Below are 16,702 nucleotides of genomic sequence, written 5' to 3'. Positions count from 1 at the left end.
AGCGTTGTGGGCGGGCCACCGGTGTTCGGAACCGGTGGCCCGCCCGACGAACGGCCCGGCGCCGAGGCGATGACGGACGGGATCGTGTCCTACCGCGGTATCCGCTCCCAGCGGACGACCCGTCCGCAGCGGCGGCAGCGATACAGCCGCACGTTCTTGCTGGACGCGTCCGCTCGCTGGACCGCCTCTGTTTCCCTGACCCGGGTGTGCGCGCACCGGGTGCCCGCCGCCTCGGCTTCGGCGCGGTAGCCGCGGGACCACCATGTGCTGTCCGGCCCGGAGTTGAACTGCTTCCCCGACTCCGCGTCACGCGCGGGCGACCACCACCTCAGCAGTCCGCCCAGCGCGACCCGCAGCGACCACGCGTCGCCGCACACCGGGCAGCACCAGCCCTTGCCGTACTCATATCTGCCCAGCGAGTGCTCCCAGCCGGGCCGCTGCCGGTACTCGGACAGTCCGGCATACCGTTCGCGCCACGGGTGCAGGCTGTACGCCTCGGGGCGGCCGTAGCTCCGGCACGCGTGTCCCACCATGCGCCTGCCGCTCATGCTCCCCAGCTCCAGCAGTTGTCAGGGACGTCCGGTGTCCCGTCATTCTCCCGCTCCGGCACGCGTTGTCCATTGACTTCTGCTCGGGTCGGCCTCGTTCGGACGACCGGTGATCACGTATCCGGGATTCACCTCTTCCGGCGCATCGCCGCCCGGACCCTCGCCCAAAGAGACGTTTCTGCATGTTTTCGACGGAGGCCACGGCGGCTGGGGAGAGCTCCACCGCGCGCATTTGCTCGTCGATGCCCGGCTCACCGCCAAGCTTTCCGACCTCCCCCTTGCCCGCGACCACGTCTCCCCCGAGCACGACCTCGGCATCACAGGTGTGAAGGCCGTCATCGCCTCCCCTGCTCTCACCGCCGAGTTGGTGAAAGGTCTCAACACGGGCGGGGCGCCGATCGTCCCGCGCAGGCCGGATGGATCAGCCGTTGTAGGGGGCCACGACGTCCAGGACCCAGGTCACGCCGAACCGGTCGGTGAGCATGCCGTACAGCGGCGACCACGGTGCGGGCTCCAGCGCACGTATGACGGTCGAGCCCTCGGCGAGCCTGGCCCACAGGGCGCTGATCTCCTCCGCCTCGTCACCGCGTACCGAGACGAAGAACGGGTTCTCGCCCTGGCTCCAGGGCAGCTGTGAGGGCACGTCATAGGCCATGACGTGGAAGCCGTTGTCGGCGGCCACCTCGCCCCACATCACCCAGTCCGCCTCGCTCTCGTTCTGTACCGCGTACGCGTCCTTGTAGGTGACCGCGGTGACCCGTCCGCCGAAGACGGACCGGTAGAAGTCCAGGGCCTCACGCGCGGCGCCCCGGAAGTTCAGATGAGTCGTGGTTGTGATGGACATGTTGTTCCTTACCTCGACAACTCGATACCTCGGTGCCTTCGAACGGCACGTGTGCCACGGTCACAGAGGTAGAGGACAGGGTGTGTCCTGTACCGGAGGGAGGATGGGATTCATGCAGAAGACGTCCTCCCGGCTGCTCGCGCTGCTGTCCCTGCTGCAGACGCACCGTGACTGGTCCGGAAACGATCTCGCCGAGCGTCTCGACATCACCGCACGCACCGTGCGTCGTGACATAGACCGCCTGCGCGCACTGGGTTACCCGGTCAGGACCCTCAAAGGGCCCGCCGGGGGCTACCGGCTGGAGGCGGGCACTCGGATGCCGCCCCTGCTGTTCGACGACGGCCAGGCCGTCGCCCTGGCCGTCGCGCTTCAGACCGTGGCCGCCGGGACGACGATCGCCGAGGACGCGGCCCGCGCTCTGGGCACCCTCAGGCAGGTGCTGCCGCCGCGCCTGCGTCACCGCGTCGACCAGGTGCGCGTCACTGCCGTCGGACCGCCCGCAGCCGACGACACGGCTCATGTGGACACCCGAGTGCTGACGGAGCTGAGCCGTGTCATCGACGCACGCGAGGAACTGCGATTCGATTACGTCGCGGGTTCGGAGACCTCAGTCCCTCTCCCCCGTCGGGTGCAGCCCCACCATGTGGTCGCCCGGCGTCATCGCTGGTATCTCCTCGGCTGGGATCTCGACCGCGAGGACTGGCGGACCTTCCGTGTCGACCGCATCCGGCCCCACACTCCCACGGGCCCCCGCTTCACCCCTCGCGAACTGCCCGGCGGCGATGTCGCTGCCTTCATCACCGGCCGGTTCCGGGGCAACGACGGCACCACCGGCGAGTGGCCCTGCGTGGGCGAGGTCGTCCTGCACCTGCCCGCCGCCGATGTCGCGCCTTTCGTGGAGGACGGCATCGTCGAGGAACTCGGTTCCCGTCGCTGCCGCCTCACGACGGGCTCCTGGTCGTGGACCGGGCTCGCGGCGGCCCTCGGCCGCTTCGACGCCGATGTCGACATCATCGGCCCGCCCGAACTCGCCACCGCCTGCGCGGACCTCGCCGCCCGTTACGCCAGGGCGGCACGCACGGGAAGACCGCAGGGCGGTCGGGCGCGGTGAGGACGGGGCTCGCGGCGCGGGCGTGCCTTCAGTTGCTCAGGGTGCGACGCGCGCCGCGCATCAGGTCCTCGAGGTCCCGTTCGCCGGCCGGTGTCTGTGCCCCGCCGCGCAGGCCCTCCGCGATCAGATGCTGCGCGGCGGGACGGCCGATGGTGGATGTCCAGGCCGCGTTCTCGCGGAGGAGACCTTCCTTGAAGTCGTCAGCGGGCAGCGCGTGTTTGACCGCCTCGATGACGCCTTCCGGCAAGGCGGCGATGTCGTGGGCGACACGGTCGACGTACGCGTCGAGTTCAGCGGCCGGCAGGGCCCGGTTGATCCAGCCGTAGGACGCGGCGGTCTCCGCGTCGAACAGGTCGGCGGTGAGGACGACCTCCAGTGCGCGGTTGCGGCCCACACGGTCGCGGAGGTACTGCGTTCCGCCTCCGCCGGGCACGATGCCCATCAGCGCCTCGATCTGGCCGAGGCCGGCGGTCTCGGCGGCGGCGAACGTCATGTCCGCCGCGGCGACGAACTCGGCACCGCCTCCGCGTGCCTTCCCGGCGAGTTTCACGATGGTCACCTGGGGCTGGTGACGGATCAACTCACCGATCGACTGGAACACGTTGACGTCCGGCGGCCCGGAGGCCGCCAGGTCCTGGAGAACGTCCGTCTCCTCGCCGATGCGCATGTCCACATGGGCGATGAAGAACTCCGGGTCGGCACTCGAGAAGACGATCACGCGCACGGACGGATCGTCCCTGAGGGCGGTCAGCACGGTCCGCAGTTCCCGCATCATGGTCGTTCCGAGCGCGTTCACCGGGGGGTGGTCGAGGACGATCCGGGTGACGCCGTGCTCACCGCTCACGCGCAGGGTCGAGTGGACATCGTTCGTCATGAGTTTTTCTCCGTAGATTACCGAAGGGCACGTAGGTTTGCGATGCATACCTACCGTCGGCAGTGCCGGCCCGCCGGTCAAGAACGCACTTTGGGAGCACCTGGGATCATGAAGGAAACCGACCCGCACAGCATCGACGCGGAGACGGGCCCGGTCTTCCGGGCGGACTGCCCGAGCCGGCCGATCCTCGACCAGATCGCGGACAAGTGGTCGATGATGGTGATGGCGCTGCTGGAGCGGCCCATGCGGTTCAACGAACTGAAGCGCGGGCTGGAGGGCATCACGCAGCGCGTCCTCACCCAGACCCTGCGCCGTCTCGAACGCAACGGCATGATCCGGCGCACCGTGCTGCCGACCCGGCCGGTCGGTGTCGAGTACGCGCTGACACCCCTGGGCGAGTCCCTGCGGGAGCCGTTCGGCCGGCTCTACGACTGGACCGTCGAGCACAGCGCGGAGATTCAGGACTGCCAACGGGCGTACGACGCCGGGGAGGACGTTCAACAGCCCCTTCCGTGATGCCTTCGCCCCTCCCCTCAACGTCCGTGAACGTGTGTGTCATACTCGAGCGCCGATCATGGCAGGAAACGACCGGGGGGCCGTGTGTACACCGTTTCTCTGGACGCTCCTTACCTGGACACGGACGCGGATCAACTCTGCTTCTCGCTGGGCCTGAAGGAGCGTCCGGCGCTGGCAGAACGTGCGGTCTCGCTCGGCGCGCTGGATGTGCGACTGCGGCTGCTCGGAGCCTCGCACCAGGTGTTCGCCGGTCCCGTGCGGGAGACCGTGGCCTGTCTGCAGGGCGCGGAGCGAGGGCTGCCCGAGGCCTGCTCCCGTCAACTGCCCGGCTGGGTCTACGACTTCGGAGCCATCACCCGGCGTCTCCCGCGCGGGGAGTTCAGCACCGAGGTGGCGCAGATTCTGGACCGGGCCACGGACGCCGAGCACAGCCTGTGCGGGGTCTTTCCCGGCTCACCGGAGGCGGTCACGGCCGTGGTCGTCGAGCCGGCCACGGGACCGCACGGCGCCGGGCTCGTCTGGCGCACCTGGCACACATATCCGCAGAACGGCCAGATCGTATCGACGCACAGCCGGCTGGAGGCCCGATGAACAGCGCCCGACTCGTCCGCGCAGCGGTGGCGGCCGTGCTGGCCGCGCCCCTGCTCGCCGCCTGTTCCAGCGACGGGAACGGCAACGCGGTCCCGCGCGACTGGATCAGGAAGACGTACACCTCCAACGGAGGGGACTACCTCGACCCGGACAGCAGTCCGCGCGCGGTCGCCCAGGCGATCCACGACGAGCGGGAGGAACTGGACCGCGCCTCCGGCGACAACATGGAATTCCTGCGGTACGGAGACGACATGGTCACCGTCTCGCCGTACCGGAGCGGCAGCCTGATCGAGATCGAGGACTACCGCAACGGCTACCACCGCCACCGGCGGCACCTCACCTACTGGCCGGACCCGGACAGCGCGAGCTTCCGCGGCGGCGGCCCCGGTGAGGGCAAGTAGCACCCGGTGACCGGCCGGGCCCGCCCGCCGGCGCATCCCTGTTCCTCCCGCACCACCCCTGGACCACGCCCCGACCCCGCCCCAAGAAAGGCAACGCAGTGACCGACATCTTCGAGTCGACCGGCCAGGCCCTGCTCTACGGACTCGTGGGCCTCGTCGTGATGGCCGTCGGCTTCATCGCGCTCGACCTCGTCACGCCGGGCAAGCTGTACCACGTGGTATGGACCGACCGGAACCGCGGCGCGGCCGTCCTGCTCGGCAGCCAGTCCGTCGCCGTGGGCCTCGTCATCATGAAGGCCATCGAGGCGAGCGAGTCCGAACAGGGCCTCGGCTACGGCCTGGTGAGCACGCTGCTGTACGGACTGGCCGGCGTGCTGGTGATGACCGTGGTCGGCGTCGTGATCGGCGTGGTCACGCCGGGCCAGATGGGCGCGGTCGTCCTCGACGACCAGGACAGCCGTCCGCATCCCGCCGCCTGGGTGCAGGCCGGCATGTACCTGGGCACCGGGTTCATGGTCGGCGCGGCGATCTCGTAGCGCCCCCTCGATGAGCGCTCCCACCGTGCAAGGTCGCGACACCACCGCGACACCCTCCCGCCCCCCGGTCGTGCGGCCCACCCGGGGGGCTCGTTTCCTGCTGCTGTTCTCCGTCTTCCTCTGCGCGGCCTGCGGTCTGGTGTACGAGCTGGCGCTGACGGCGCTGGGCAGTTACCTCATCGGCAACTCGGTGCTCCAGACCTCCGTGGTGATCTCCGTGATGGTGTTCGCCATGGGGCTGGGCTCGCTCGCCGCCAAACCCCTGCGCCGCCGCGCGGTGGGCGCGTTCGCGCTCGTGGAGGGCGTGCTCGCGCTGGCCGGCGGTCTGTCGGTGCTGGTGCTGTACTCGGCGTTCGCCTGGCTGCAGTTGTACACCCCGGCGATGATCGTGGTGGCGATGGCCGTCGGCCTGCTGATCGGCGCCGAGATCCCGCTGCTGATGACCCTGCTCCAGCGGATCCGGCGACAGGAGGCGGGCAGTGCGGTCGCCGACATGTTCGCCGTCGACTACATCGGGGCGCTGGTCGGCGGCCTGTGTTTCCCGCTGTGGCTGCTGCCGACGTTCGGGCAGCTCAAGGGCGCGCTGGTGGTCGGCGGTGTGAACGCGGTGGCCGGGGTCATCGTGGTGGTGTTCATCTTCCGCCGGCAGATCCGGCGCTGGGTGCGCAACGCCCTGCTGGCCGGGGTGACGGCGGTGCTGGTCGTCCTCGGTACGGCGTACGCGTTCGCGGACGACCTCGAGGTGACCGCGCGCCAGCAGATGTACCGGGATCCGATCGTCCACGCGGAGACGACGCCGTACCAGGAGATCGTGGTCACCCGCTCCACGGCCTTCACCGGAAAACCGGACATCCGGCTCTTCCTCAACGGCGATCTGCAGTTCAGCTCCGTCGACGAGTACCGCTACCACGAGTCCCTGGTCCACCCCGCGCTCGCGGGCTCCCGCGCCAACGTGCTGATCATGGGCGGCGGCGACGGTCTCGCCCTGCGCGAGGTGCTGCGCTACGACGACGTACGGCACGTCACTCTCGTGGAGCTGGACCCGGCGATGACCCGGCTAGCCCGGCAGTACGAGCCGCTGCGCGACCTCAACGACGAGGCGCTGAGCGACCCGAGGGTCGAGGTCGTCAACGCCGACGCCTTCAACTGGCTGCGCGGTGCCCGGCAGTCGTACGACGCGGTCGTCATCGACTTCCCCGACCCGGACACGGCGGCGCTGGCGAAGCTGTACTCGGTGGAGTTCTACCATCTGCTCGGGCAGGTCCTGACGCCGCAGAGCAGGGTGATGGTGCAGAGCGGGTCGCCGTTCTTCGCGCCGAAGACGTACTGGTCCATCGGCAAGACGATCGAGACGGCGGGCTACTCGACCAGCCACTTCCAGGTGGACGTGCCGAGCTTCGGCAACTGGGGCTTCGTCCTGGCCGTCCCGGGCGACGGCGCTCCCCCGCCGCTGCGGCTGGCGTCGGACGCACCGCCCCTGCGCTACCTGGACGACGCGGTCCTGAAGGCCGCCTCGGTGTTCCCCGTGGACCGCCGCCGCCAGGACGTACGGGCGAGCACGCTGATGGAGCCGGCCGTGCTGGAGTACGTCCTGGACGAGTGGGAGAACTACTGACCCCCGGTGCGCCGTGTGGTCACGGGGACGCCAGTCCGACGCGGTAGGCGAGGACGACGGCCTGGACCCGGTCGCGCAGGCCGAGCTTGGCCAGGATCCGCGACACATACGTCTTCACGGTCTCGGGCGTGATGTGCATCGCCTTGGCGATCTCCGCGTTCGAGAGCCCTTCGGCGATCAGTTGGAGCACTTCCAGCTCGCGGGGGGCGAGTGCGCGTACGACGTCCTCCCTGGCCGGACGGGAGGTGTCCGCCGGCCGCAGATGCTGGGCGAAGTGGCCGATGAGGTGGCGGGTGACGGCGGGCGCCAGCAACGCCTCTCCCCGGGCGACGGTCCGGATGCCGTTGACCAGTTCCGTCGGCTGTGAGTCCTTGAGGAGGAAGCCGCTCGCCCCGGCCCGCAGCGCGTCATAGACGTAGGCGTCGACGTTGAACGTGGTGACGACCAGGACCTTCGGCGCGCCTTCGACGTCGGGACCGGCCAGTTGCTGCGTCGCCTGGATGCCGTCGAGCAGCGGCATCCGGATGTCCATCACGATCACATCGGGGCGCAGCCGCTTCGCGGTCTGCACCGCCTCGTGTCCGTTCTCGGCCTCCCCCACGACCTCCATGTCGGGCTGTGAGGAGACGATGGTGACATAGCCGGTGCGCACCAGCGCCTGGTCGTCGCAGACCAGCACACGGATCGGTGGTTGCGCATCGCTCACGGGGTCACTCCTGAATGGGCTGGGACGGAATGGTGGCACGGACCCCGAACCCGCCCTCGGGCCGGGGACCGGCCTTCAGTTCACCATCGAGCAGCCGCACGCGTGCACGCAGCCCCGTCAGTCCGCGTCCTCCGGCGGCGTCCGGTTTCCGCTTGACGTGTGTGACGACAGGTCCGTCGGTGGTCACCTCGACCTCCATGCGCTCGGCGGCGTGCCGGAGCACGACCCGGGTCGGCTGCCCGGCCGCGTACTTCATGGCGTTGGTGAGGGCCTCCTGCACCACGCGGTAGGCGGCCAGTTCGGCATCCATGCTCCGCGGCCGGCGCTCACCCTGCTCACGGAACTCGACCGGCTGCCCCGACTGGCGGGCCTGGTCGACCAGGTCCTCCATGCGTCCCGCGACGGGTGCCCGGCCCGCACGTTCCAGATCCGCGGACGCGGCCTCGCCGGTGGCCTCCAGGACACCGAGCAGGTACCGCAGTTCCGTCAGGGCGCGACGGCCGGTGTCACTGACGGCCGACAGTCCCTCGCCGGCGCGGTCCGGCGCGGTCGTGAGCACGAACTGCGCCGCGTCGGCCTGGACGACCATGGCCGTCACATGGTGGGTGACCACGTCGTGGAGCTCGCGGGCGATCCGCGCCCGCTCGGCTGCCGTGGCCACTTCGGCGGTCAGCCGCCGCCGCTCGGCCTCTTCCGCACGCCGCGTGCGCACCATGCTCCCCACCAGCCAGACGGCGGCCAGGAACAGGTAGAACGCGAGATAGTCCGGTACCGCCAGCGGTGAGCCGAGACGGTTCAGGACGACGGCCAGCACGACGTAAGCCCCGCTCGCGACGGCGGCAAGACCGGCGCGGATACGGATCTGGTGAGCCCCGGCGGAGTACAGGGCCAGATACAGGCCCACGCTCGCGAAGGTCGTGGGGAAGCTCCACGCCTGGTACACGGCGAACGCTCCCGCGACGACGACCAGACACCCCGCGGGCCACCTGCGGCGGACCGCCAGCGGCAGGGTCTGGGCCAGGATCAGCCCGACGCTCAGCAGGTTGGCAGGCCGCTCGGGCAGATCGCCGATCTGTGCACCGAGGTTGGACAGGGTCGGGACGGCGGCCAGCAATGTGAGCGTCAGGGCGAGGACGCCGTCCTTGAAGGGAGCATTGCGCTCGCGCCACCAGTCGAGGGGCGCCCGGAGCAGCGGGACACTCCAGGGTGCCTGCCGGGACATCACGTTCGTTCTCCTCCAGTCGGCCCGTTTCAACGCCGCGCGCCGTGCCGGGACTTGACCTCGCCGTTCCGCCGGGCGAGGACGAGCATCGTGACGGCGAGGGCCACCCCGATGAGGACCGGCACCACCGACGCCTCGAGGCCGAAGTCGCCGCCGGTCAGGAGAGCGGAGCCGTCGGCATCCACGGTGAACAGACCCTCGGGGGTGTGTCCGGAGACCGGGACGCCGAGCAGTTCCTCCGTTGTGTTCCAGGCGAAGTGCAGCCCCACGGCGAACCAGATGTTACGCCGCCACAGGAACGCGGCCCCGAGCAGGGCGCCCGCTTCCAGGGCGATCGCGAGTGCGCTCCAGGCGTTCGCACCCGGAGCCCCCAGGTGGGCGACACCGAAGAACAGCGATGTGATCACGATGGCTGCCCAGCTGCCCCAGAGTCGCTCCAGTGCCTGCAGCGCAAGACCGCGGAACAGCAACTCCTCGGTGACCGCCGCGCCGATCTGCACCATGACCGCCGTCCAGACGACCGACACAAAGCCGTCCCCCGCCCAGGAGAACGAGTAGCCTCCCATCGCCGTGATCAGGAGGGCGGAGACGAGGATGAAGCCCAGGCCGATGGCGCCGCCCAGCAGGGCCTCCCGGCCGGCTCCGCGCCGGGCGATCTCCGGCGTGGGGCGTCCGGCGCAGCGGCGCATGACCCACCAGTAAACGGCCACCGCGGCGGCCGCCCCGAGCATCGGCACCGGGCCGGGTCCCGTCGCCGTCAAGGCCGACACGACGCCGACGCCGACCATCCCCGCCGCCATCCAGCCGAGCGGGTGGCGCACGATCCGGGCCGCACGGCCGCGTCCGCCGTGCCCGTCACGCCCTTCGTGGCCCTTGTCCGGGCCGGAGCCCGTGTCGTGGCGTGTGGCGGACGTCGTACCCATGGTGGTGGCCTCCTTGGCGGTGGTGGTCGCGCCTGTCGCGACCTGACGACCACGCTAGGAATGTGCCGACGTCCGCGAGTCACCCGCCGATGGACAGCACGTGTAGCTCTCAGGGGGGATGTGCCGCCCCGTTCCGCCCACCCGGCCTGCCGTCAGGGCTGCATGCGGGACATCCACCCGTGGAGGTCTTCGAGGTGCCGGCTGCGCCGGATGCGGCCGTCGGCGATCTCGTGGAACTCGTGGATGGTGATCTCGTCGTACGCGCCGTTCGGGGGTACGCCGAGGAACTCGCCGCGGAGCGTGCCGGCGAGGGCGCCTCGTACGGCCACGAGGCCGGAGGAGGCGACGAGGCCGGCGAACGCTTCGTGGAAGGCCACGATGTGCGGCTTCAGGCCGGCCAGGCTGGTCATGACGTTCCTTGTGCGGTGAGGAGGGTGATGAGCTGGGCCGCTGTCACGGGCCGGCCGGGGGCGGCGAACATGCCGTCCGGGTCGAGATGGGCGAGCTGGGCCGGCGTGCCCGGCGCGAACCGGCGGCTCTCCGCGAGGGGGCCGACGTCGTACGTGTCGTAGCCGAGGGAATCGATCAGTATCGCGACCGCCCGTTTGGCGTCGTCGCTGTCACCGGCGATGGGCAGTGTGCTGCGGTCCGGTGATCCTTCGGGACGGCCCAGGGTGGCCAGGTGCCTGTGGAAGATGCTGCTGAACGCCTTGACGACGTGCGAGCCGGGCAGATGGGTCTGGAGCAGCAGGTGGGGCGGGGTGTTCCCTGCGTCTATCTCGGGGACGTGGCCCTGGCGGGCGGGATCGTAGTTGAGGGTGTCGATGACGACCTTGCCGCGCAGGGGTTCCGCGGGGACCTGCCGGTAGGCCCTGACCGGGATGGTCACGACGACGAGGTCGCCGGCGGCCGCGGCCTCGGCGGGGGTCGCCGCGCGGGCGCGCGGGCCGAGGCGCGTGACCAGGTCGTGCAGGGTGTGCGGGCCGCGGCTGTTGCTGAGGACGACGTCGTGGCCGGCGTCGACCAGGAGGCGGGCCAGCGTGCCGCCGATGTTGCCGCTGCCGATGAAGCCGATGGTGGTCATGGTCTCCCTCTGGGTTCACTTAAGCTAAGGCATGCCTGCGAATAAATGAAGGCATGCCTTGACTTTAGCGCAGACCCCCCTTCGCTTCGCAAGGGGAGATCAGGAGGAACGTGCGATGGCCACGCCCGAGTCCGGTGGACGGGCCGATGCCGGTTTCACCGTGCGCCGGCCGACCCGCGCCGACGCGCGCCGCAACTTCGACGCGCTGCTGGACGCCGCGCGCGAGGTGTTCGCCACCGAGGGCGCCGATGCCTCGCTGGAGGGGATCGCCCGGCGGGCGGGGGTCAACATCGCGACGCTCTACCGCAACTTCCCCACGCGTCAGCATCTGTTCGAGACGGTCTACCTGGACGAGGTCCAGGCCCTGGCCCGCATGGCGGACGAGCTCGGCGACCGGGAACCGTGGGACGCCCTGGAGACCTGGCTGCGCCAGTTCGTCAGCTACGCGACCACCAAGAAGGCCATCCACGACTCCATCGCGCACCGCGCGGAGATGTTCACGACCGGCCGCGACATGATCCACGCGGCGGGCAGGCCGCTCCTCGAACGCGCCCAGGCCGCCGGCACCGCCCGGACGGACGTCAGCTTCGACGACGTGCTCTTCCTGGTGAACGGCGTCAGCGGAGCGAACTTCGTGCAGGAGGCGCAACGGGACCGGGTGCTCGCCATGGCCTTGGACGGCATCAAGGTCCGGGCGTGACCGGTACGCGGGACGCTCCGGTCCATCACCCGGCCGTACGCCGGTCGGTGCGGTCGCGGTGAATGTGGACCATGACCGTCCAGCCCACCGTGAACGGCACACCGCCCAGCACGAACACCTCCAGGACGGTGCTCCCGCTCACGTCGAAGACCGCGCCCTCGCCCAGAACAGCTGGGCCGTGGTCTGGAACGCCAGGTGGTAGCCGATCCCGGCGGCGATGTCGCCGGTCGCGGTTCGGATGACGCCCAGCACGAGAGCGAAGGCGAAGAAGACCGACAGCCGGCCGGCGGTGGGGGCCATGCCGAGCAGGAGGCCGAAGAGGGCGAAGAGCGCGGCCTGCGCCCCGACCGCCTGCCAGGGGCGCAGCAGGATGCCGAGATTGCTCTGGAGATAGCCGCGGAAGACGAGTTCCTCCGGCAGCGCCTCGTAGAGGAGGACCAGGACGACGAGCAGTACGGCGACTCGCGCGGTGTCCGCGGTGGTGGTCCGCGCGACGATGTCGACCCACCCCAGGAACAGGCACAGTCCGAGGGCGACACCCGCGGGTACGGCCCAGCACGCCATACCGAGCAACAGGTGTCCTCCGGTCCTGCCCGGCGAGGCCGGTTTCAGATCGGTCCAGGACCGGCGGTCCATCACCCGCCGGGCGGCCAGCACCATGGGCACGACGAGCAGGGTCGTCAGCACGGCCCGCACGGTGTGCGTACGACGGTCGTAGGTGTCGCTCTCAGCGGGGCTCCGTGGAAGACGAACCACCACAGCAGCACGGCGGCGGCGAACACCGCCACCACCCGCGACAGCACGGCACGTCGGGATCCGGGTGTGGTCCGTTCATCGGGCACCGGGGCCCCCTCAAGGCCGAACGGCCGCCTCTGCGCGGGCTCGTGGCGTCATGGTGGGCCGGAACGGGAGGGTCCGTCCAGGCCAGGGCGGCCGGCTGAGGGCCCGTCAGGAGCGGGGTTCCAGTACCTCCAAGGCACCGGTCTCCGTGTCGAAGCTGCGCAGCGTGACGAGTCGGGCGGAGAGCGGCGGCGCCGGCAGCAGTTCGGGGATGCGCCGGCCGGCGAAGGCGCCCGCCCGCCGGGTGCGGCCGAGGGTGATGTGCGGGGTCCAGCGCTCGGGGTCGTGGAACGGGCTGAGGCCCCCGGGCGGGCTGTCCGAGGCCACCGCGTCCCATACCTTGCGGTGCAACCCGGCCATCGCGGGATCGCGGTCCAGCGACCAGGCGAGCACCGAGGTGGGCCGCTCGAAGCGGATCAGGCCGGTGAAGCGCACCGGCAGCGGCAGGGCGTCCGCCACCTCGGCGAGCTCCCAGCGGATCGGGGCGGTCAGCTCGGGGCAGGCGGCCAGGGTCAGATGCGGCCGGTTGGTCGGCGAGCGGTGACGCGCCTGACTCGGCAGCCCGGCGTCCGCGAGGCGCCGCCAGGCTTCCTGGACGGCAAGCTCCGCCGCCTCGTCCAGGAGAAGCTCGACCGTGCGCACGCCACCAGCCTACTGAGCTAGCGCTTGTCGACGCCGGAGGGGGAGGCCGCGCGACGCCGTATGCGCAGGGGCAGCACGTACCAGCAGAGGCCGAACCACAGCATGACCCCGCCGACGAGTACTTCGGCGAGGACGCCGGGTATCACGAAGCGCAGGATGAGGAGCAGTGTGCAGCCGATGGTCAGCGCGAGCAGGACCATGCCGCACATCATCAGACGGCAGGCGGCCTCCACGACTTCGTCCTTCATCCGCTGGCCGGACAGGAAGCGGTGGATGGAGACGGGCGCGATGAGGGCTCCGGTGGCCGAGGCCCCGAGGACCACGGTGATGACGTAGATGACGTGGTCCACGGTGCCGAGTTGGCGGAACAGCGGGGTGAAGGCCACGCTCAGCAGGAAGCCGAAGAGGATCTGCACGCCGGTCTGGGTGACCCGCGTCTCCTGCAGCACCTCGTTCCAGCGGCGGTTGACCCGCTCACGCGGGGACTCGGGCTCATCGGCACCGGCCATCGGTCCGTGGCCGTCGTGGTGTGCGCAACGCGCGGTTTCCTCCTTGGTCAACGTGGCCGGCTCTTCCGTCATCGTCATGACACCCTCCCGGTCGCAGGTCGACCGTCTGCCCGTCTTCGCCGGTTTCATGCACATGCGGCGCGGGAGGGGACCCCGGCACGATCCGTACGCTCCCGGTGTGGCTCCGGGTGCCTTCCCGCCCGGACCTTTCCGGCTGGGCACGGCGCGGGGAACTGGGGATTCGAGGAGGCTTGGCGCAGTGCGATGGTTCTCGAGGAAGAAGCCGGGGTCAGGGCGCGGCGCCGAAGGCGCTTCGACTCCGAAGGGGTTCCTGTTCATCCTTCAACTGGGCGACTCGGAGAGCGACGCAACGGTGTCCCGCGAGGTCATGGACCAGTTGGTCCGAGCGACGAAGGAACCCGCCCTTCGAGCCCTGGATCGGTACTGGGGTACTGAATTGTGGTGTTCGGAGATCCACACGAACGCGAGCCTTCAAGGACCCTGCGTGTTCTTCTCCCTGCAGATCAACATCCGGCCCGGAGAGACCCCGGCCGGCATGCAGGATCGCGTCGGGGGCGAGTTCAGGCACTGGTGGAACATCGCTGTGGAGAACCTGCTGTAGCGGCCGGTGACGTCGCGCCCCGGTGGCTCGGGTCGCGCGGGGTCACTCGGGTTCCGGGGGCCGACCGTCGTCGAGCCGGGCCAGTGCGTCGGTGCCGGCGGGCGGGCGCCCGGTCAGCCGGGCCAGGTCGGATTCCAGGTCCTTGAGCCGGCGGGCCCCGATCTGCGCCGCCCAGCGGTCGCGCACCCGGTCGAAGAGTTCTCCGCCGAGCGCCATCATCTCGTGGCCACGGGGTGTCACCCGAAGCCTCTTGCGGCGTGCGTCGTCCGGGTCGGTCTCCCGGACCACGTACTCCAGCCGCTGCAGCGCGGCGATCGTCTTCGCGGCCGCCTGCTTGGAGACGTCCATCCGACGGCCCAGGTCGGATGCGGTTTCCGCCCCCGCGTCGATGGCCCGGAGGGCGAACTCGTGGACGGGCCGGACGCTGTCATGACCCCGCTTCGCCAGTTCGGCGATCACCTCGTCGGTCATCGAGTGGAAACCGGTGAGCAGGAGCAGTGCCAGTTCAGCGCCCGGGGATGCGGCCATGGGGCGGATCATAACGGGAGCACATATGGACAACCAGGTTGTCCACTATTAAGGTGGGCAACCTGGTTGTCCAACTGTGTGGAGAAGAACCATGAACGTCAGCCCCGGCGGCGCCACCCTTCCCGGCCTCGATCACCACCGCGTCCGCGTGAACGGCACCGAGCTTCACTACGTCTCCGCGGGAGCGACCGGGTCGCCCGTGCTGTTGGTGCACGGTTTCCCGGAAACCTGGTGGGTGTTCCACAAGCTGATCCCCCTGCTGAGCGGTCGGCACCGTGTCTTCGCCGTCGACCTGCGAGGTTTCGGCGACTCCGCCACCGCCACGGCGGAGCACGACAGCGCGACCGCGGCGGACGACGTGCGCGCGCTCGTCGAGCACTTGGCCCTCGGCCCGGTCCATCTGACGGGACAGGACCTCAGCGGCCCCACGACCTTCCGGGTCGCCGCCACGCACCCCGGACTCGTCCGCAGCTACACGGCGATCGAAACCGGCCTGCCCGGCTTCGGCCTCGAGGCGCTCGCCGATGTCACCCATGGCGGGGCCTGGCACATCGGCGTCCTCGCCGCGCCCGGAATCCCGGACATGCTGCTGGCGGGCCGCGAGCGCGCCTTCATCGCCGAGTACGCGATCCCCTCCCTCAACGCGACCGGCGACGCCTTCGAAACGGGTGACATCGACGAGATCACCCGCTGCTACGCGCGACCGGACGGCTTCGCCGGAGCCTCCGGGCTGTACCGCTCACTACTCACGGAAGCCGAGGAGATCCGCGAACTGGCGGGGAGAGGGCTCAAGGTGCCCGTGCTCGCCGTCGGAGGCGGCTCGGGAGCGTTCACCTCCGCGACCATGCAACAGGTCGCCACGGACGTGCGCGCCGTGTCACTCGACGGTATCGGGCACTACGCGGCCATGGAGGCGCCGGACCGCCTCGCCGACATCCTCCTCGCGTTCTACAGCGAACTCGACAACGTACGGGGCAGGAAGTCCCGCATGCGGTCGGACACCGTCTCCAGGTGAGTCTCCAGGAGGAAGTGGCCGCCTCCGGACACCAGATGGATCTCGGCGTCCGGCAGGTCCCGCGCGAAGGCCCGCGCTCCGTCCGGGCCGAAGATGGGGTCCTCGGCGCCCCAGACCGCCAGGAGCGGCACCCGGCGCTCACGGAAGTACGCGTGCACCTGCGGGTAGAGGGGCCGGTTGGTGGCGTAGTCCCGGAAGAGGGACAGTTGCGCGAGGTCGTTGCCGGGGCGGCTGACGTCGCGGTGATCGGCGGTCCAGAGGTCGGGGTCGACCAGTTCGGGGTGGTCCACGCCGTGGAGGTACTGCCAGCGGATGGCTTCCAGGCTGAGCCCGTGGCGTGCGGCCGGCTCCGTCCCGGGTCCGGGATCCTTCGCGTAGGCCCAGACGGGTTCCCAGAACTCCGGCACGAAGCCGTCCTCGTAGGCGTTGCCGTTCTGGGTGATCACGGCCGTGACGGCCCGGGGGTTGCGCAGCGCGAGCCGCCAGCCGATGGGGGCGCCGTAGTCCTGGACGTAGAGGGCGTAGTCGGTGACTCCCAGCCCGGCCAGGAACGCCTCCGTGATGTCCGTGAGCGCGTCGAACGTGTACGGGAACCGGTCCGCCGCCGGAGTGTCGGAGCGACCGAAGCCCAGGTGGTCGGGAGCGATGACGCGGAACCGGTCGGCGAGCGCGGGGATCAGCCGGCGGAACATGCGCGAACTGGTGGGGAATCCGTGCAGGAGCACGACGGCCGGAGCGTCCCGGGGGCCGGCCTCCCGGTAGAAGATGCGATGCCCCTGCACGGTGGCGTACTGGTGCCGAGTCTCCCTCATACCTAACCCCTTACTTGACATTGAGTGGTTACCTACAGGGGTAAGTCGACAGCATTTCCTGTA

Annotated in this window: 22 protein-coding genes; 8 read left to right on the top strand and 14 right to left on the bottom strand. The window is 70.2% G+C overall.

All coding sequences use genetic code 11. From position 1 onward, the window contains the following. Positions 1 to 89: 89 nt before the first annotated feature. A complete protein-coding gene (locus AC5L3C_RS36960) occupies positions 90 to 548 on the bottom strand; it encodes a hypothetical protein (protein ID WP_493653535.1) in 459 nt (152 codons plus the stop codon). A 421-nt stretch (positions 549 to 969) separates the two neighbouring features. After that, complete coding sequence (locus tag AC5L3C_RS36955) at positions 970 to 1,392, bottom strand: VOC family protein (RefSeq protein WP_493653533.1); 423 nt, start codon at positions 1,390 to 1,392, stop codon at positions 970 to 972. Positions 1,393 to 1,504: 112 nt separating this feature from the next. Between AC5L3C_RS36955 and AC5L3C_RS36950 the strand changes: the two genes are divergently transcribed. After that, on the top strand, positions 1,505 to 2,503 hold the full coding sequence (locus tag AC5L3C_RS36950; RefSeq protein WP_493653531.1) for a helix-turn-helix transcriptional regulator: 999 nt from the start codon (positions 1,505 to 1,507) through the stop codon (positions 2,501 to 2,503). A 28-nt stretch (positions 2,504 to 2,531) separates the two neighbouring features. On the opposite strand, the gene AC5L3C_RS36945 is transcribed toward AC5L3C_RS36950, so the two are convergent. Next, positions 2,532 to 3,377 (bottom strand): enoyl-CoA hydratase/isomerase family protein, encoded by an 846-nt coding sequence (locus tag AC5L3C_RS36945; RefSeq protein ID WP_493653530.1) that lies wholly within the window; start codon positions 3,375 to 3,377, stop codon positions 2,532 to 2,534. A gap of 108 nt (positions 3,378 to 3,485) precedes the next feature. Here AC5L3C_RS36945 and AC5L3C_RS36940 point away from each other — a divergent pair, with 108 nt between their 5' ends. The 5 genes from AC5L3C_RS36940 to AC5L3C_RS36920 all read left to right on the top strand — a co-directional run bounded on the left by AC5L3C_RS36940 (position 3,486) and on the right by AC5L3C_RS36920 (position 7,036). Then, positions 3,486 to 3,893: a winged helix-turn-helix transcriptional regulator gene (locus AC5L3C_RS36940; protein ID WP_493653529.1), complete on the top strand. Its 408-nt coding sequence runs from the start codon at positions 3,486 to 3,488 to the stop codon at positions 3,891 to 3,893. Positions 3,894 to 3,977: 84 nt separating this feature from the next. After that, entirely contained in the window at positions 3,978 to 4,484 is a 507-nt protein-coding gene (locus tag AC5L3C_RS36935) for a DUF2617 family protein (RefSeq protein WP_493653527.1), read from the top strand. After that, positions 4,481 to 4,885, top strand: a complete 405-nt coding sequence (locus tag AC5L3C_RS36930) for a DUF4247 domain-containing protein (protein WP_493653525.1) — start codon at positions 4,481 to 4,483, stop codon at positions 4,883 to 4,885. The genes AC5L3C_RS36935 and AC5L3C_RS36930 overlap by 4 nt, the downstream gene beginning before the upstream one ends. A gap of 98 nt (positions 4,886 to 4,983) precedes the next feature. Beyond that, positions 4,984 to 5,421, top strand: coding sequence for a DUF350 domain-containing protein (locus AC5L3C_RS36925; RefSeq protein WP_125509810.1), 438 nt, complete (start codon positions 4,984 to 4,986; stop codon positions 5,419 to 5,421). Positions 5,422 to 5,431: 10 nt separating this feature from the next. Beyond that, positions 5,432 to 7,036, top strand: coding sequence for a polyamine aminopropyltransferase (locus AC5L3C_RS36920; RefSeq protein WP_493653523.1), 1,605 nt, complete (start codon positions 5,432 to 5,434; stop codon positions 7,034 to 7,036). 19 nt (positions 7,037 to 7,055) lie between these two features. Here AC5L3C_RS36920 and AC5L3C_RS36915 read toward each other — a convergent pair whose 3' ends face one another. The 5 genes from AC5L3C_RS36915 to AC5L3C_RS36895 form a co-directional block, all read right to left on the bottom strand. Beyond that, a complete protein-coding gene (locus tag AC5L3C_RS36915; protein WP_493653521.1) occupies positions 7,056 to 7,742 on the bottom strand; it encodes a response regulator in 687 nt (228 codons plus the stop codon). A 4-nt stretch (positions 7,743 to 7,746) separates the two neighbouring features. Continuing rightward, positions 7,747 to 8,964: a sensor histidine kinase gene (locus AC5L3C_RS36910; RefSeq protein ID WP_493653520.1), complete on the bottom strand. Its 1,218-nt coding sequence runs from the start codon at positions 8,962 to 8,964 to the stop codon at positions 7,747 to 7,749. A 29-nt stretch (positions 8,965 to 8,993) separates the two neighbouring features. Next, positions 8,994 to 9,887: a CPBP family intramembrane glutamic endopeptidase gene (locus AC5L3C_RS36905; RefSeq protein WP_493653519.1), complete on the bottom strand. Its 894-nt coding sequence runs from the start codon at positions 9,885 to 9,887 to the stop codon at positions 8,994 to 8,996. Between the two features lie 152 nt (positions 9,888 to 10,039). Then, positions 10,040 to 10,297, bottom strand: a complete 258-nt coding sequence (locus tag AC5L3C_RS36900) for an ester cyclase (protein WP_125509805.1) — start codon at positions 10,295 to 10,297, stop codon at positions 10,040 to 10,042. Beyond that, positions 10,294 to 10,971, bottom strand: a complete 678-nt coding sequence (locus tag AC5L3C_RS36895) for an NADPH-dependent F420 reductase (protein WP_493653517.1) — start codon at positions 10,969 to 10,971, stop codon at positions 10,294 to 10,296. Before AC5L3C_RS36895 ends, AC5L3C_RS36900 begins: the two co-directional genes overlap by 4 nt. 115 nt (positions 10,972 to 11,086) lie before the next feature. Here AC5L3C_RS36895 and AC5L3C_RS36890 point away from each other — a divergent pair, with 115 nt between their 5' ends. Continuing rightward, complete coding sequence (locus AC5L3C_RS36890; RefSeq protein ID WP_493653515.1) at positions 11,087 to 11,671, top strand: TetR/AcrR family transcriptional regulator; 585 nt, start codon at positions 11,087 to 11,089, stop codon at positions 11,669 to 11,671. A 138-nt stretch (positions 11,672 to 11,809) separates the two neighbouring features. Here the strand turns inward: AC5L3C_RS36890 and AC5L3C_RS36885 are convergent, their stop codons facing one another. The 5 genes from AC5L3C_RS36885 to AC5L3C_RS36865 all read right to left on the bottom strand — a co-directional run bounded on the left by AC5L3C_RS36885 (position 11,810) and on the right by AC5L3C_RS36865 (position 14,812). Beyond that, positions 11,810 to 12,358, bottom strand: a complete 549-nt coding sequence (locus AC5L3C_RS36885) for a CPBP family glutamic-type intramembrane protease (protein WP_493653514.1) — start codon at positions 12,356 to 12,358, stop codon at positions 11,810 to 11,812. Then, a complete protein-coding gene (locus tag AC5L3C_RS36880; RefSeq protein ID WP_493653512.1) occupies positions 12,352 to 12,513 on the bottom strand; it encodes a hypothetical protein in 162 nt (53 codons plus the stop codon). The genes AC5L3C_RS36885 and AC5L3C_RS36880 overlap by 7 nt, the downstream gene beginning before the upstream one ends. A gap of 106 nt (positions 12,514 to 12,619) precedes the next feature. Beyond that, positions 12,620 to 13,153 (bottom strand): 2'-5' RNA ligase family protein, encoded by a 534-nt coding sequence (locus AC5L3C_RS36875; RefSeq protein WP_493653511.1) that lies wholly within the window; start codon positions 13,151 to 13,153, stop codon positions 12,620 to 12,622. Positions 13,154 to 13,170: 17 nt separating this feature from the next. After that, positions 13,171 to 13,740, bottom strand: a complete 570-nt coding sequence (locus tag AC5L3C_RS36870) for a DUF6328 family protein (RefSeq protein ID WP_493653510.1) — start codon at positions 13,738 to 13,740, stop codon at positions 13,171 to 13,173. 586 nt (positions 13,741 to 14,326) lie between these two features. Then, on the bottom strand, positions 14,327 to 14,812 hold the full coding sequence (locus AC5L3C_RS36865; protein ID WP_493653509.1) for a MarR family winged helix-turn-helix transcriptional regulator: 486 nt from the start codon (positions 14,810 to 14,812) through the stop codon (positions 14,327 to 14,329). Positions 14,813 to 14,903: 91 nt separating this feature from the next. Between AC5L3C_RS36865 and AC5L3C_RS36860 the strand changes: the two genes are divergently transcribed. After that, positions 14,904 to 15,827, top strand: coding sequence for an alpha/beta fold hydrolase (locus tag AC5L3C_RS36860; protein ID WP_493653507.1), 924 nt, complete (start codon positions 14,904 to 14,906; stop codon positions 15,825 to 15,827). On the opposite strand, the gene AC5L3C_RS36855 is transcribed toward AC5L3C_RS36860, so the two are convergent. Continuing rightward, complete coding sequence (locus AC5L3C_RS36855; protein WP_493653505.1) at positions 15,761 to 16,639, bottom strand: alpha/beta fold hydrolase; 879 nt, start codon at positions 16,637 to 16,639, stop codon at positions 15,761 to 15,763. The two genes, AC5L3C_RS36860 and AC5L3C_RS36855, sit on opposite strands and share 67 nt — an antisense overlap. Positions 16,640 to 16,702: the final 63 nt, after the last annotated feature.

Source organism: Streptomyces speibonae, assembly GCF_984686075.1.
This window is presented reverse-complemented; position numbering and strand designations above follow the sequence as displayed.

Coding starts and splice junctions, on each gene's coding strand:
- AC5L3C_RS36860 (WP_493653507.1), top strand. CDS start 14,904: ATGAACGTCAGCCCCGGCGGCGCCACCCTTCCCGGCCTCGATCACCAC.
- AC5L3C_RS36905 (WP_493653519.1), bottom strand. CDS start 9,887: ATGGGTACGACGTCCGCCACACGCCACGACACGGGCTCCGGCCCGGAC.
- AC5L3C_RS36940 (WP_493653529.1), top strand. CDS start 3,486: ATGAAGGAAACCGACCCGCACAGCATCGACGCGGAGACGGGCCCGGTC.
- AC5L3C_RS36945 (WP_493653530.1), bottom strand. CDS start 3,377: ATGACGAACGATGTCCACTCGACCCTGCGCGTGAGCGGTGAGCACGGC.
- AC5L3C_RS36890 (WP_493653515.1), top strand. CDS start 11,087: ATGGCCACGCCCGAGTCCGGTGGACGGGCCGATGCCGGTTTCACCGTG.
- AC5L3C_RS36930 (WP_493653525.1), top strand. CDS start 4,481: ATGAACAGCGCCCGACTCGTCCGCGCAGCGGTGGCGGCCGTGCTGGCC.
- AC5L3C_RS36955 (WP_493653533.1), bottom strand. CDS start 1,392: ATGTCCATCACAACCACGACTCATCTGAACTTCCGGGGCGCCGCGCGT.
- AC5L3C_RS36950 (WP_493653531.1), top strand. CDS start 1,505: ATGCAGAAGACGTCCTCCCGGCTGCTCGCGCTGCTGTCCCTGCTGCAG.
- AC5L3C_RS36920 (WP_493653523.1), top strand. CDS start 5,432: ATGAGCGCTCCCACCGTGCAAGGTCGCGACACCACCGCGACACCCTCC.
- AC5L3C_RS36960 (WP_493653535.1), bottom strand. CDS start 548: ATGAGCGGCAGGCGCATGGTGGGACACGCGTGCCGGAGCTACGGCCGC.
- AC5L3C_RS36865 (WP_493653509.1), bottom strand. CDS start 14,812: ATGGCCGCATCCCCGGGCGCTGAACTGGCACTGCTCCTGCTCACCGGT.
- AC5L3C_RS36895 (WP_493653517.1), bottom strand. CDS start 10,971: ATGACCACCATCGGCTTCATCGGCAGCGGCAACATCGGCGGCACGCTG.
- AC5L3C_RS36900 (WP_125509805.1), bottom strand. CDS start 10,297: ATGACCAGCCTGGCCGGCCTGAAGCCGCACATCGTGGCCTTCCACGAA.
- AC5L3C_RS36855 (WP_493653505.1), bottom strand. CDS start 16,639: ATGAGGGAGACTCGGCACCAGTACGCCACCGTGCAGGGGCATCGCATC.
- AC5L3C_RS36870 (WP_493653510.1), bottom strand. CDS start 13,740: ATGACGATGACGGAAGAGCCGGCCACGTTGACCAAGGAGGAAACCGCG.
- AC5L3C_RS36910 (WP_493653520.1), bottom strand. CDS start 8,964: ATGTCCCGGCAGGCACCCTGGAGTGTCCCGCTGCTCCGGGCGCCCCTC.